We start from the raw sequence: 14,162 nt of genomic DNA on the forward strand, positions 1-14,162 counted from the left end.
TTACTTTCGCGTGGGCTCCGGCGCGGTGGGCACGGCCCGCTGACCGGACGTCGGACGCGGGAAGGAGTTGCGGATGACCGGGGACATGCGGGGCGAGGGACGGACGGCGGACGGCCGGAACGCGCGAGGAGGCCGGGAGCCCGCCGGGGGTCACGGCTCCACGACCGGCCCGCGTCCGGCGGGGGGCCGGGCCGCCGGCGCCCGTGCGGCCGGACGTGGCATTGCCCGGCGGCAGCTGGGCGGCGGGATACTGGCACTGGGCGGTGCCCTCGCGCTGACGCCGATTCCGCTCGCGGGCGCGGCCGACCGGGGCGGGAGGCGCGCGGGGACTTCGGACGGAGCGGCGGACACGGGAGCGGGCATGGAGTCAGGGGCGCACCGGCCCACGCTGCGACGCGGGAGCGCCGCGCGCGCCGGGCTCCTCCAGGAGCCGCTGGACCAGCTGGTCCGGGACGCGGAGGCCTACCTCGCCGACTCCCCCGCGCACCCTTGGTACGCGGGCGCGGTCCTGCTCGCCGGGCGAGGCGGGACGGTGGCGCTGCACCGGCCGATCGGGAAGGCGGTGCGCTATGCCGCGTACGACGAGAAGACCGACACCGGGGTGGAGTTCCCCGCGGAGCAGCAGATCGCGATGGCCGAGGACACCGTCTTCGACCTGGCCTCGATCTCCAAGCTGTTCACCTCGCTCCTGGCGGTCCAGCAGATCGAGCGCGGGGCGCTGGAGCTGGAGGCCACAGCCGCCTCGTACCTCCCGGACTTCGCGGGCGGCGGCAAACAGGACGTCACCGTCCGCCACCTGCTCACCCACACCTCGGGGTTCCGGTCGTGGATCCCGCTGTACGAGGAGCCGACCCGGGAGGGGAAGCTCCGGAGGCTGTGGGAGGAGGTCCCGGCGACCACCCCGGGCAGCGCGTATCTCTACTCCGACCTCAACCTGATCTCGCTGCAACTGATCCTGGAGAAGATCACCGGCCGCCCGCTGGACGCACTGCTCCGCGACGAGATCACCGCCCCGCTCGGGATGCACCGCACCCGCTACAACCCGCCCGCCTCCTGGAAGCCGAAGATCGCGGCGACCGAGGACGCCCGGCCGCCCTGGTCCGGTCTCGATCGCGGGCTGGTCTGGGGCGAGGTGCACGACGAGAACGCCTACAGCCTGGACGGGGTGGCGGGCCACGCCGGGGTGTTCTCCTGTGCCTGGGACCTCGCGATCCTCGCCCGGACCCTCCTCAACGGCGGGGTGTACGGCCGCTCCCGCGTCCTGTCCGAGGAGTCGGTCGACCTGCTGTTCACCGACTTCAACACCGCGTTCCCGGGCGACGAGCACGGCCTCGGCTTCGAGCTCTACCAGCACTGGTACATGGGGGCCATGGCGACCCCGCGCAGCGCGGGGCACACCGGGTTCACCGGGACCAGTCTGGTACTCGACCCGTCGACCGACACCTTCCTCATCGTGCTGGGCAACTCCGTGCACCCGGTGCGGAGTTGGCGCTCGGGCAGCGCGCCCCGGGTGGCGGCCGCCAACCAGCTGGCGCGGGCCGTTCCGGTCCGGCCCGAACGCGGGCGTACGGCGTGGTTCTCCGGGATGGCGAGCGCGTCCACCGCCACCCTCACCCTGCCCGCCCTGCGTCTGGAATCCGCGCGGGCCCGCCTGGAGTGCGCGCTGTGGTGGGACACCGAACCGGCCGCCGACGGCCTCTTCCTGGAGGCGTCGGCGGGGCAGGACTGGCAGCCGGTGCCGTTCACCACCTTCGCGCCGGGCCCCGACCGCCACCCCGATCCGCAGCCGCACCCGGCCGGCTCGGTGACCGGCTGGTCGGGGCGCGTCTGGCACCGTCTCGAGGCGGACCTGACGGCCTGGCGCGGCCGGGACGTACGCCTGCGCTGGCGCTACGCGACCGACCGGCTGTACGTGGGACGCGGCGCGTACGTGGACGGGCTACGGGTCCGCGACGGCGTCCGCACGGTCTTCGACGCGGAACGGCCCCGGGACGCCGGCCGGATCGAGGCGACCGGCTGGGTGCCCTCGGCGGGCTGAGCCCGCGCCGGGACGAGGAGGGGCGCCGTCGGCCGACGCCCCTCCCACCGCCGGGGCGGCCGCGCGCTCACGTCACCGCGTCCGTCGCCGCGTTCACCTGCGCGTCCGTCACCGCGTTCACCTGCGCGTCCGCCTGCGCGCCCGCCTGCGCGGGCGAGGACGCGGGCACCGGCGCGGTCGACTCCCGGACGACCAGCCGCGGCCGGATCAGCAGGGAGCGGCCGGCCGAGGGCGCCGACTCGATCCGGGCGCGCAGTTGCTGGAAGGTCTCCGCCGCCATCTCCGGCAGCGGCTGGCGGACGGTGGTGAGCGGCGGCTCGAAGAGATCGGCGAGCAGGATGTCGTCGAAGCCGACCACCGACACATCGCGCCCGGCGGTGCGTTTGGCGTCCTTGGCGCCCCGGCAGATCCCTATCGCGCACATGTCGTTGACGGCGACGAACGCGGTGGGCGGGCGGGGCCCGGAGAGCAGCTCGCGGGCGGCGTTACGGCCCAGTTCGGCCGCGTCCTTGTCACCGAACTCACTGGTGTCCGCTCCGGGCCAGACCGTGGCGTCGGCCGGGTCGATCCCGGCCTCCTCCAGCGCGGCACGGAAACCTCGGAGCCGCTCGCGCCGGTTGACGCTGTTGACCGAGCCGGAGACGAAGGCGATTCTCCGGTGGCCGAGTTCGAGGAGATGGCGGGTGGCCAGCTCCGCTCCCATGGCGTTGTCCACACTGATGCTCGCCAGCGACGGCGGGTCGCCGGCCTGGGCCGTGCGGTCGAAGGCGACCATCTTCAGCCCCCTGCTGAGCAGCGGCTCGACGTGTTCGAGCGAGGGCAGCGAGGAGCAGAGCACCACTCCGCTGACCCCGTCCGCCAACAGCTCCTCCCCGTACTTGAGCTCCCGGGCGGGGTCGCGCTCACTGTTGCAGAGCAGCACGTGGTACCCCTCGGCGAGCGCGATGGCCTCCAGCTCCCGCGCGAGCGATCCCCAGAACGGGTTCGCCACGGAGGGCACGATCAGGCCGATCACCTTGATGCGGCCCGTGCGCAGCATCCGCGCCGCACGGTTGGGCCGGTAGCCGAGGCGCGCGATGGTCTGCTCGACACGGGCCAGGGTGGCCGCCTGCATACGGTCGGCGCGCCCGTTGAGGACGTTGGAGACCGTACTCGCGGAAACACCCGCAGCCGCCGCGACCTGATGGATCGTTACCCCGCTCATGCCACCTCCGGTTCGAAACTCCCTGACGACTCCAGTGTATCGATTTACTGAAGTCTCTCTACCGATACACCCGTTAACTTCCTCGAAAAATTCTGGCGCACCAGCTGTTGACGTCGCTCCGACGGCATTCCTAGTCTCAGTGCATCGATTTACCAGCGCTTCCCGGCCACAGTCGGGACTGCCTCCGTGGATCGATCCACAAACTCCGCCTCAAAAGGGGTGCCTCATGGAACTCAACAGACGGTCGCTGCTCGCCGCCATCGGAGCGGGCACCGCCGCCGCGCTCACGGGCTGCGGCACCGGCACCTCGGCGGCCGGTTCCGCCGACGGCCCCGCGGAGGGCGAGATCACCCTCCTCACCCCGATCTACGAGGGTGCGAAGGGCAAGACGCTCCTGGAGGGCGACACCCTCGGCGGGTTCCGGAAGAAGTACCCGGACGTCAAGGTGAACGTGGACTACACCACGTACGCCCAGCTCAACGAGAAGATCACCACCGGGCTCGCGGGCGGCCTGCTGCCCGACGTGCTGATGATGGGGGTCGGCTGGATCCCGCCGTTCGCCGCCAAGGGAGCGATCGCGGAACTGCCGGAGAAGCTGGCACAGGCCCACGACTACGAGAAGCGGGTGCTGGAGCCGTCCCGGCACGACGGCAAGCTGTACGCCCTGCCCGTCGTGCTCGACACCCGCATCGTGGTCTACCGCAAGGACCACTTCGCCGAGGCGGGCATCCGCAGGACGCCCGCCAACTGGACCGAACTGCGCGCCGTCGCCAAGCAGCTGACGAAGAAGGGACGGGTCGGGTTCGACCCCTTCTCCATCGATCTGCGCCAGTGCTGGGAGACCTTCCTCTTCGCCAACGGCGGCCGGCTGTTCAGCGCGGACGGCAAGAAGCCGCTGTTCACCGACGCCCGCGGGGTGGAGGCCCTCCAGTTCTTCAAGGACCTGGTGGCCGACGGCTCGGCGGACTTCGCACGCAAGACCGCCGCCGGGGCCCCCTCGAACGTGCAGACCGGCCAGGCCTCGATGATGATGACGACCAGCGCGCTGTGGGTCCAGGTCAAGGACCAGAATCCGGAGCTGATCGAGCAGGACAGGCTCGGCTCGTTCGTCCTGGCCAACCGCAGGCCCGCGATGCTCCAGGGCGGCACTCTCGTCACCCAGTCGGCGAGCTCCAAGCACCCGGCCGCGGCCCGTGCGCTCGTGGAGTGGCTGGCCACCCCCGAATCGATCCTCGGCGCCGCCCAGCAGCGCGGTTCGGTGCCCGGGCTGCGGGATCTGGACGACACCGGTTACGTCAAGGAGAACCAGTTCGTCGACCTCTCTCTGAAGAACCTCCAGCACGCGGCGTCCGAGGGCGGCACCGCTGCCTGGATGGAGATCCGCGAGAAGATCAAGCCGACGCTGGAGCCCGCGATCGTGGGCGGCCAGTCGGCGAAGGACGCCATCGCGGAGCTCGGCCGGCTCGCCGAGGCCGCCATCGGCCGGATGTGAGGACCCGTCACTGTGGGAGCGACATCCGTTGTGAAGGCGCGGCCCGTGCGGCCGCCCGCACCTCCTGAATCGGCGCCGACCCGGCGCACCCGCCGGCCCCCCACGGGCCCCGGACGCCGACGGCGCCGGGCCGGCATGCTCATGGTGGCGCCCGCGCTGCTGCACGCCGCGCTGTGGATCGGCCTGCCGGTGCTGGCCGCGGTGGCCCTGGCGTTCACGCAGTACGACGTGCTGACCGCCCCGCAGTTCGTGGGTCTGGACAACTTCCGGGACATGCTGGACGACGCGGTCTTCCGCACGTCCATCGTCAACACGGCCGTCTACACTTTCTTCACCGTGCCGTTCGGCATGTTGCTGGGCCTGCTGCTGGCCATGGCCCTGCACACCGGCCTCAAGGCACGCGGCTTCTTCCGCACCGCGGTCTTCCTGCCGCAGGTCACGGCCACGGTCGCCATCGCCCTGGTCTGGCTGTGGATCTACAATCCCGGCAACGGCCTGCTCAACGCGCTGCTGTCGTTCCTCGGCATCGACGGCCCGGCCTGGCTCTCCTCGACGACGTGGGCGATGCCCTCGGTGATCCTGGTCGGCATCTGGCAGGGCATCGGCATGAAGATGCTCATCTATCTCGCCGCGCTCCAGTCGCTCCCCAGGGAGCTGTACGAGGCGGCGTCGGTGGACGGCGCGTCGAAGGTCCGGCAGTTCTTCTCCATCACGCTGCCGCTGTTGAAGCCCGCCACGTTCTTCGTGCTCATCACGTCGATGATCAGCGCGTTCCAGTCCTTCGACCAGATCTACATCCTCACCGACGGCGGCCCCGCCAACAGCACGACGATGATGACCTACGAGATCTACAAGTCCGCCTTCCGGGAGTTCCGCGTCGGATACGCCTGCGCCCAGTCCCTGGTGCTGTTCGTGCTGCTGATGGGCTTCACCCTGGTCAACCGGCGGATCATGGGAGGCACCCGTGGCCACAGTTGATACACGGAAGCCGGTAGCCCCGAGCACCGTCAAGCCGCGGGAGCGCGGCGGCCGGCGGCCGGTGTCCCCTGGCCGGATCGCGCTCTACATCACGCTGTCGGTGATCTCCCTGCTGATGGTGGTGCCGTTCGTCTGGATGGTGATCACCTCACTCAAGTCGCCGGTGGAGATCGCCTCCCAGGACGCCGGACTCCTGCCCTCCAGCTGGCAGTTCGGCAACTATGTCGACGCGTTCCGGGCGGCCCCGTTCGCCACGTACGCCCGCAACAGCTTCATCATCGCGTTCAGCCACACCGTGCTGAACGTCCTGGTCGCCTCCATGGCCGGGTACGCGCTGGCGCGGATCAGGTTCCGCGGCAGCGAGGTGATCTTCTACCTGTTCATCGCGGCGCTGATGATCCCGACGTACACGAAGGTGCTGCCGGAGTTCCTGATCGTCCGCTTCATGCCGCTGGCCGGCGGGAACGACATCCTCGGCCAGGGCGGGAGCGGCTGGCTGGACACCTGGTGGGCCCTGATCATCCCGGGGGCGGTGACGCCGTTCGCGGTCTTCCTCTTCCGCCAGTTCTATCTGGATCTGCCGGTGGAGCTGGAGGAGGCGGCCCGCCTCGACGGGCTGGGCGAGTTCCGCATCTACGCCCGGATCATGACGCCGCAGGTCAAGCCGGCACTCACCACCGTGGCGCTGCTGACCTTCGAGTCGTCCTGGAACAACTTCCTGTGGCCGTTGCTGGTGACCCGGACGGACAGTCTGCGGGTCATCCAGGTCGGGCTCTCCGTCTTCAAGACGGAGAACGGCACCCAGTGGCACTTCCTGATGGCCGGCACCACGCTGGCCACCCTCCCCATGGTCCTGCTCTTCCTCATCGGCCAGCGCTACTTCGTGCAGGGCTTCGCCACCGCCGGTCTCAAGTGACCGGCCCCCGGCCCCCTCTGGCCGGGCACCGCATCCGGCCCTCCGCGGCCGGAAACCGAAAGGGCTTCATCCATGTCTGCTGATCTTCAGGGCTCCCGTGCGCTGGTGACGGGGGCGGGGCACGGCATCGGCCGCGCCATCGCGCTCGCACTGGCCGAGGCCGGCGCCGACGTCGCCGTGCACTACCACTCCTCCGCCGACCGGGCGGCCGACACGGTCTCGGCGATCGAGACGCTGGGCAGGCGCTCCAAGGCGTTCGCCGCCGACGCGACCGTGACCGCGGACGTGGACCGGCTGGTCGAGGAGGCGGCCGGCTTCCTCGGCGGACTCGACATCCTGGTCTGCAACGCCGGTCACCTCGTCGGCCGTTCGACCATCGCCGAAATGAGCGACGAACACTTCGACCGCGTCATCTCCACCAATCTGTCCTCGACGTTCCGCACGGTGCGGGCGGCGCTGCCGCATCTGACGCGGTCCCCGGCCGGACGCGTCATCACCATGTCCTCGCTCGCCGCGCACAACGGCGGCGGCCCCGGCTCGGTGGCGTACGCCGCCGCGAAGGCCGGCATCCGGGGCTTCACCAAGGGCCTGGCCAAGGAGCTGGCCGGGACCGGCATCACGGTCAACGCGGTCGCGCCGGGCTTCATCAAGGGCACCGCCTTCCACGACACCTTCACCGCGCCCGCGGCGCAGGAGGCCATGGAGGCGGGCATCCCGGTCGGCCGGGCGGGCACCCCCGAGGACGTGGCGTCCGCCGTGGTCCATCTGGCCTCGCCCGCTTCGGGGTTCCTGACGGCGACCACGACGGACATCGACGGTGGCGTATGGCCGCGTTGAGGCGGATCGCGCGGGAGCGCGGCGGCTGGTGGCACGCGTACGTGTGCCCGGCGCACGGGGTGGAGCTGGAGCACGGCGATCTCCTCGCCGGGGTGTTCCCCGAGGGCGGTGCGCGGTGTGCGCACGGCTGCCGGGTGGACACCGAAGCGGTGCGCGGCGCCTGGCTGGTCCTCTCGCACCAGGCCTGGGCCCGGCATCTGCGGGTGCTGGCGCACCGGGGCGAGCGGGCGGAGGCGGTGGAGCGACTGGGCGAGTACGCGGGCCTGTACGCCGAGCTGGCCGCCGACCGCCACGGAGAGGCTCAGGCCTGGATGCTGCGCGGCCGCCTCTTCCACCAGGCGCTGACGGACGCCATCTGGGCGGTGAACGTCGGGCACGCGGTGATCACGCTCGCGGAGAAGGAGACCGGGGACCTGGCGGCGGTGCTGCCGCTGCTGGAGGCGCTGGAGGAAGCGGCGCTGGAGGCCCGGGACGTGTTGACCGCGCAGGGGCAGCTGGCGTCCAACTACACGGCGTGGCTGAACGCGGCCGGCGTCGCGGCGAGCCGGGCGGCAGCGGCCGTCCGGTGCACGGCCTGGGAGGGCGCCGGGTGCTGGCTGGAGGGCGAGCACGGGTTGTACGCCCATCTGCGCGTGGCCGTCGCGGACGACGGCTGGGAGTGGGAGGGCAGTACCTACTACCACGGTTTCGTGCTGCGGGCGGCGCTGCTGGCGCTGCGCTCCACCGACCCGTCCGCCCTGCCGGCCGACGTGGTGGGCGTGCTGGCCGGGATGACGGACGTGCTGGCCGCCGTCGCGACGCCGGGCGGTGTGCTGCCGGCCCTGCACGACGGCCCCTACCGGCGCGACGCCCTCGGTCTGGAGTGGCTGGAACTGATCGCGCTGGCCCGGCAGTCGGTGCCCTCGGACGCGCTGGAGGCGGTGGCGGACCGGGTCCGCGCCGAGCTGGGCGACGCGGACGACGCTCTCGACCGTGAGCTGGACGGCTGGTTCGCCGGGCCGCCCCTCCCCCGGCGGGCCGCTTGCGACCCGGTCACCGTGTTTCCCTCGACCGGGTATGCGGTGCTGCGGGCGGCGGGTATCCACGCCCTGGTGGACTTCGGCCCGCACGGCGGATCGCACGGCCACCGGGACAAGCTCTCGCTGTATCTGTACGGCGACACCACCGCATGGCAGCCGGACCCGGGCCAGGTGCCGTACGCCCACCCGGACTTCCGCGACCTGTACACCTCGACGGCGGCCCACCCCGCGTTCCGGGTGGGCGGCGCCGAGCAGGCCGAGTGCGCCGGTGCGCTGACGGCGGCGGACGCCGTCTCGGTGACCGCCGAGGCGACGGAGGCGTACGAGGGTGTCCGGGCGGTCCGCCGGGTGACCGTCGGCCCGTGCTATCTGGTGGACCTCCTGACGGTGGAGGTCTCGGGCCGGGAGGACCCCCGCGTCACCGCCCAACTGCGGCCCGGCACCGCGCTGGACGTGCAGGTGCAGGCGGCGGGCCCGGTGCGCACGACCTGGTACGGGGACGAGACGCTGCACGGCTGGCACACGCAGAGCGCCGGGGTGCCGGTGCGTCTTTTCACGCTGCCGGGTCCCGGTCCGGCGGACGATCCGCAGCGCGCCCGGACCCGGGTCGACTTCACGGCCGACGGAGCGCACGTCGTCTTCGCCTCGGTCTACCAGGCGGCGTCTGCGGGCCCCGCGGTGAGCGAGGTGCGGCTGGACGGTACGGAGCTGACCGTGGAACTGGCGGACGGTTCGATCGCCCGCTTCCGGACGGAGGGCTGAGCCGTGCTGCTCTCGGCGACCCCACCGCCCGGTCCGCGCCCGGCCCAGGAGGCCCGGGTGCGGGAGGAGGCGGCCCGCCACCGCGGGCTGACCCCGCCCCGCACCCACCCGCTGGCCAGCATCACCTGGCTGGGCCCGGCCGCGTCCAACCCGGCCCTGGCCTACCGCATCGGCGGCGACCCGGCCGATCTCGCGGAGAGCGTGCGCTGGATCGAGGCGGCGTCACGTCTGCCGCACTGGGGCCGGGCCCATATGCCCGACCACGACCTGGACGCCGGCTGGCTGCTCCACCACCTGGCGCTCACCCTGCGCTGGATCGGGAACGACCTGCCGGACGACGTGGCCGCGCTGCTCCGGTACAAGCTGCTCAGCCAGGGGCGGCGCCTGTACGACTTCGCGGTGGCGAGCGAGGGCCGCTGGTGGTCGTCCTCGTACTGGCAGAACCACAACTGGATCTGCTATGCGGGTCTGGCGACCGCCGGCTACGTGCTGGGCAAGGAGGAGTGGACCGAACGGGCGAAGTCGAACCTCGCCACGGTGCTGGAGGTGCTGCCCGAGGACGGTTCGCACGCGGAGGGGGTCGTCTACTGGCGTTACGGAGTCCCGTTCCTGGCGATCCACCTCGATCTGCTGGCGGAGGCCGAGGGGGTCGACTGGTGGGACCGGGGAGGCTTCATGGCGAACACCTTCGGCTACCGGCTGCACCAGAGCGCGCCCGGCTTCGCGCTCACGATCGACCACGGTGACTGCCACGACCGGCGCAGCGGCCACAGCGCCGGGCTCTACTACCGGCTGGCCGCGCAGTACGGCAGCGCCGAGGCGCAGTGGCTGGGCGACCTCGCCTCGGGGGAGCTGCTGTGGGCGGAGGCGGAGCACAGCAGGGTGCGGCCGGGCATCCTGCCGGAGGCGTACCTCGAATACCTCTGGTACGACCCGGCCGTCGTGGCGGCCCCGCCCACCGCGACCCGCGCGTTCTTCCCGGACCTGGGGCTGCTCGCGGCCCGCACCGGCTGGGACGCGGAGGCCACCGCGGTGTCGTTCAAGGCGAGTCCGGGCGGCGGCCACCGGGCCTGGGAGACGAGCGCGAAGCACCGGGCGGAGCTGGGCCACGAGACGCTGAACCAGGGTCACCACCACCCGGACTCGGGCTCCTTCGTCCTGCTGTCGGGGGCCGCCCACCTCGCCGTGGACGACGGCTACAGCAACCGCAAGCGGGCGGAACACCACAATCTGCTGCTGGTCGACGGGCAGGGGTACGCGGACGAGGACCGCTACCACGTCTACGAGGGGATTCCCTTCGAACGCCAGGCCCGGCAGCGGGACGTACTGGTGGGTGACGAGGAGGGGTGGGCGCACGCCACGGCGGAGATCGCCGCGATGTACGACCCGGCCCTCGGCGTCCGCCGGCTGGACCGGACCCTGGTGTTCACCCCGGCGGGGCGCCTCGTCCTCCTGGACCTGGCGGAGGCGGAGGAGCCGCGCGCGTGGACGTTCCTGCTCCGGACCGACCGGCCGACGGAGGAACAGAGCGACGGCACCCGGCTGATCAGGTCCGGCGAGGCCACCGCCCGGGTGCGGCGGCTGGCCCCGGACGAGGCGTCGGTACGCACCGGGGTCATCGAGGTGGCGGCCAATCCTACGTCCAGCACTCCGGAACTGCGGCTCACCCGCACCCTGCACACGCTGGACGTGACCACCGCGGCCACCCGCGCGGGCCTGTTCCTCACCACCATCACGCCGGACGCCGCATGCCCGGTCGTCGGGGCGGAGTTGGCCGAGGGCCACGGCGTGCGGTTCGCGGACGGCGAGGAGGACGTGTTCCTCTCCCCCGTCGCCCGCCGCATCCGGGGGGCGGGGCTCTCGGCGGACGCCGCCGCCGTCCTGCTCACCGCCGCCGGAGCCCCGTACGTCGTGGCGGCGACCCGGCTGGAGCTGGCGGGCCGGGTACTGCTCGACGTAACGGATCCGTACACGGGAAAGGTCGGGTAGATCATGGGGACCCCTCTTGCCGCGGCGGTGGCGTCGCCGCCCGTTCCGGAAGCCACCCCGTCGGGCTGGCCGACGCTGCTGCGCCGGCTGGAGTTCGTCGCCTACCCGGCCGCCGCCGGGGCCGCGTTCACCCTGCTGGCGCTGGGCGTGGTGACCTGGCTGCCGGCGCTCGCCGCGATGGGCGGCGCGCTCCAGCGGTGGCGGGTGGACGGGGACAGCCGCCTCTTCACCAACACGCTGGCCGCCTTCGGCGGGTACTGGCGCGCGCTGTGGCGGCACGGCCTGCTGTCCACGGCCGTCGCGGGCGTCCTGGCCGCCAACACCGTATCCCTGCTCAGCCGTTCGGAGGCGTGGACCTTCCCGTTGCTGGCCGCGCAGGTGGGCATCGCGGCGGCGTTCGTGATCCATCATGTGGCGCTCGCGGCCGTGGCGGGCCGGGACCCGGACGGCGGTGTCCGGTCCTGGTCGGCCGGGGCGCTTTCGCTCGGCTTCGGGTCGCCGGCCCGGGGCACCGCCCTGCTCGGCGCGGTGATCTCCGCCGTCCTGCTCTCCCTCGTCGTACCGCTGGGGCCGCTGCTGCTCGGCCCGAGCGTTCCGGTTCTGCTCGCCCTGTCGTTCGCCGATCCCAGGAGGCACACCTCGTGACCCGTCTTCCGCGCACCGCCCTGGCCGCCGCGCTCGTCGCCGGCCTCTCCCCGCTCGTCGTGACCACGCCCTCGGCCGCCGCCCCGACGGCGAGCGCGTACTACGTGTCGCCGTCCGGCAGCGACGCCGACGCCGGTACGTCGGCGGGCGCCCCGCTGGCCACGATCCAGAAGGCGGTGGATCTGGCTCCGTCGGGCGCGGTGGTGAACCTGGCCGCGGGCACCTACCGGCAGGACGTGGTGACCGCGCGGGCCGGGGTCACCATCACCGGACCGTCGAACGCCGTGGTGAAGGGCGCCGGCGACGCCCGGATCATCCAGGTCCGGCACGACAGCACGACGCTCAGCGGCTTCACCGTGGACGGGCTGCACGGGTCGGCCTCGGACGTGTCGGGCTACCGGCTCAAACTCATCTATGTCATGAGCACGACTCCCGGGAATGGGGTCGGCGGCCTGCGCGTCACCGGCATGACCCTCAAGAACGCGGCCGACGAGTGCCTGCGGCTGCGCTACCTCGTCACGGGCGCCGAGGTGAACGACAACACCATCACCGACTGCGGGGTCGCCGACTTCGTGTTCGACGGGGGCGGGAAGAACGGCGAGGGGATCTACCTCGGCACCGCCCCCGAGCAGCAGGGCTCCAACGGCGCTCCGGACGCGGCGGCCGACGTCAGCCGGAACAACCGCATCCACCACAACACCATCGTCACGCGGGGCAACGAGTGCGTCGACGTGAAGGAGAACGCGACGAACAACTACGTCGAGCACAACGACTGCGGCGGCCAGCGCGACCCCAGCTCCGGCGGGCTCGACGCCCGGGGCACCGGCAACATCTTCCGCTACAACACCGTCCACGACAACGTGGGCGCGGGCATCCGGCTCGGCGGGGACACCGCGACGGACGGCACCGCGACCTCCGTCTACGGCAACACCATCACCGGAAACGCGGGCGGCGGCATCAAGTTCATGCGCACCCCGCAGGGCCCGGTCTGCTCCAACACCATGAGCGGCAACACGGGCGGCAACGCCGTGGGCACCTACGGCAGCTCCTACGACCCGACCGGTGTGTGCCCGCGGTGAGCGGCCGGGGGCCCGCGAGACGCGGGGTTCTGTACGCGGCGGCGGCAGCCGGGGCCGCCGCGGTCGCCGCCACGGCGACGGACGCGCGCGCGGCGGGGACCGCCGGCCCCGCACGTTCACGCTGGACGACGTCCTGGGCCACCGCCCAGACCGCACCGACCGCCACCGACCCGGTGGCGTACGCCGGGCTGACCGACGGCGACTGCACCGCGGTGCTGCGCCTGTCGGCCGGTGGCGCGGTCCGGCTGCGGTACGCCAACGCCTTCGGGACCGCTCCGGTGCTGGTCGGTCCGGTGACCGCGGACGGGCGGCCCGTGACCTTCGCCGGGCGGAGCCAGGAGTGGCTGGCGGCGGGCGCGAGTCTGACCAGTGACCCCGTCGCGGGGCTGCGGGTCCCGGACGGGGCGCGGCTGGAGGTGCGGACGCGGGTCCCCGGCCCGACCGGTCCGCTCTCCTTCCACCGCAACACCCATGCCTGGCACACCGTCGACGGGGTGCGCACCCGGTCGGTCCTGCTGCTGACCGGGGTGGAGACCACCGGGGCGCGCGGCCCGGTACTCGCGGTGTTCGGCGACTCCATCGCGGAGGGAGTCGGCACTCCCGACGACGCCGATCTGCGGTGGCCCGACCAGCTGGCGCGGCGGCTGCCCGGTTCGGCCGTCGCCAACCTCGGCATCAGCGGCAACCGGCTGCTGCTCGACGACGTCCGCTTCGGGCCCGGCGGCCAGGCCCGCTTCGACCGCGACGTACTCGGGCTGCCGGGACTGCGGACGGTCCTCGTCCACCTGGGGGTCAACGACCTCCAGCAGCCGCCGGGCCAGAGCGGTCCGGACCAGGTCCTGGCCGGCTACCGGCAGGTGGCGCTGCGCGCCCGGGGCGCCGGGCTGCGGGTCGTGGGCGCCACCATCACCCCGTTCGAGGGGTGGACCCGCTGGTCGCCCGAGCTGGACGCGGTCCGCGGGCACATCAACCGGGCCGTGCGCACCGGGCGGATCTTCGACGGCGTGGCCGACTTCGACGCCGCGCTGCGCGACCCGGACCGCCCGTCCCGGATGCTCCCCGCGCACGACAGCGGCGACGGTCTGCATCCGGGCCCATCCGGTCACGCGGCGCTCGCCGCCGCCGTCGACCGCCGACACCTTCTGTGAGCCGACGTGAGCCGGGATCTTCCGCACGGCCGGCACCTTCCGTGAGCCGACACCT

The 14,162-nt window shown here is 72.6% G+C and carries 11 protein-coding genes; 10 read left to right on the forward strand and 1 reads right to left on the reverse strand.

Translation table 11 applies throughout. The features are described 5' to 3' along the window. Positions 1–73: 73 nt before the first annotated feature. The gene (locus ACH4RG_RS25815) at positions 74–2,038 is read left to right on the forward strand and encodes a serine hydrolase (RefSeq protein WP_397929046.1); all 1,965 of its coding nucleotides are present in this window, start codon (positions 74–76) and stop codon (positions 2,036–2,038) included. 67 nt (positions 2,039–2,105) lie between these two features. Here the strand turns inward: ACH4RG_RS25815 and ACH4RG_RS25820 are convergent, their stop codons facing one another. Beyond that, entirely contained in the window at positions 2,106–3,242 is a 1,137-nt protein-coding gene (locus tag ACH4RG_RS25820) for a LacI family DNA-binding transcriptional regulator (RefSeq protein WP_398540323.1), read from the reverse strand. 226 nt (positions 3,243–3,468) lie between these two features. Between ACH4RG_RS25820 and ACH4RG_RS25825 the strand changes: the two genes are divergently transcribed. The 9 genes from ACH4RG_RS25825 (at position 3,469) to ACH4RG_RS25865 (ending at position 14,107) form a co-directional block, all read left to right on the forward strand. Next, on the forward strand, positions 3,469–4,734 hold the full coding sequence (locus ACH4RG_RS25825; protein ID WP_397929044.1) for an ABC transporter substrate-binding protein: 1,266 nt from the start codon (positions 3,469–3,471) through the stop codon (positions 4,732–4,734). Positions 4,735–4,869: 135 nt separating this feature from the next. Beyond that, a complete protein-coding gene (locus tag ACH4RG_RS25830) occupies positions 4,870–5,712 on the forward strand; it encodes a carbohydrate ABC transporter permease (RefSeq protein WP_397925549.1) in 843 nt (280 codons plus the stop codon). Beyond that, on the forward strand, positions 5,699–6,628 hold the full coding sequence (locus ACH4RG_RS25835) for a carbohydrate ABC transporter permease (protein WP_397925547.1): 930 nt from the start codon (positions 5,699–5,701) through the stop codon (positions 6,626–6,628). The genes ACH4RG_RS25830 and ACH4RG_RS25835 overlap by 14 nt, the downstream gene beginning before the upstream one ends. A gap of 72 nt (positions 6,629–6,700) precedes the next feature. After that, positions 6,701–7,465, forward strand: coding sequence for an SDR family NAD(P)-dependent oxidoreductase (locus tag ACH4RG_RS25840; protein WP_397925545.1), 765 nt, complete (start codon positions 6,701–6,703; stop codon positions 7,463–7,465). Beyond that, entirely contained in the window at positions 7,453–9,246 is a 1,794-nt protein-coding gene (locus tag ACH4RG_RS25845; RefSeq protein ID WP_397925543.1) for a heparinase II/III family protein, read from the forward strand. Before ACH4RG_RS25840 ends, ACH4RG_RS25845 begins: the two co-directional genes overlap by 13 nt. A gap of 3 nt (positions 9,247–9,249) precedes the next feature. Next, complete coding sequence (locus ACH4RG_RS25850) at positions 9,250–11,235, forward strand: hypothetical protein (RefSeq protein ID WP_397929034.1); 1,986 nt, start codon at positions 9,250–9,252, stop codon at positions 11,233–11,235. Between the two features lie 3 nt (positions 11,236–11,238). Beyond that, the gene (locus ACH4RG_RS25855) at positions 11,239–11,880 is read left to right on the forward strand and encodes a hypothetical protein (protein WP_397925539.1); all 642 of its coding nucleotides are present in this window, start codon (positions 11,239–11,241) and stop codon (positions 11,878–11,880) included. Next, positions 11,877–12,959: a DUF1565 domain-containing protein gene (locus ACH4RG_RS25860; RefSeq protein ID WP_397929030.1), complete on the forward strand. Its 1,083-nt coding sequence runs from the start codon at positions 11,877–11,879 to the stop codon at positions 12,957–12,959. The genes ACH4RG_RS25855 and ACH4RG_RS25860 overlap by 4 nt, the downstream gene beginning before the upstream one ends. Beyond that, on the forward strand, positions 12,956–14,107 hold the full coding sequence (locus tag ACH4RG_RS25865; protein ID WP_397925535.1) for an SGNH/GDSL hydrolase family protein: 1,152 nt from the start codon (positions 12,956–12,958) through the stop codon (positions 14,105–14,107). The genes ACH4RG_RS25860 and ACH4RG_RS25865 overlap by 4 nt, the downstream gene beginning before the upstream one ends. The last annotated feature ends 55 nt before the right edge of the window (positions 14,108–14,162 follow it).

Source organism: Streptomyces sp. NPDC021019 (genome assembly GCF_044333295.1).
In the GTDB taxonomy this organism is placed as follows: Bacteria; Actinomycetota; Actinomycetes; order Streptomycetales; family Streptomycetaceae; genus Streptomyces.

Excerpts from the sequence above, each read along its gene's own strand:
- ACH4RG_RS25815 (WP_397929046.1), top strand. The coding sequence starts at position 74 with ATGACCGGGGACATGCGGGGCGAGGGACGGACGGCGGACGGCCGGAAC.
- ACH4RG_RS25820 (WP_398540323.1), bottom strand. The coding sequence starts at position 3,242 with ATGAGCGGGGTAACGATCCATCAGGTCGCGGCGGCTGCGGGTGTTTCC.
- ACH4RG_RS25825 (WP_397929044.1), top strand. The coding sequence starts at position 3,469 with ATGGAACTCAACAGACGGTCGCTGCTCGCCGCCATCGGAGCGGGCACC.
- ACH4RG_RS25830 (WP_397925549.1), top strand. The coding sequence starts at position 4,870 with ATGCTCATGGTGGCGCCCGCGCTGCTGCACGCCGCGCTGTGGATCGGC.
- ACH4RG_RS25840 (WP_397925545.1), top strand. The coding sequence starts at position 6,701 with ATGTCTGCTGATCTTCAGGGCTCCCGTGCGCTGGTGACGGGGGCGGGG.
- ACH4RG_RS25845 (WP_397925543.1), top strand. The coding sequence starts at position 7,453 with ATGGCCGCGTTGAGGCGGATCGCGCGGGAGCGCGGCGGCTGGTGGCAC.
- ACH4RG_RS25855 (WP_397925539.1), top strand. The coding sequence starts at position 11,239 with ATGGGGACCCCTCTTGCCGCGGCGGTGGCGTCGCCGCCCGTTCCGGAA.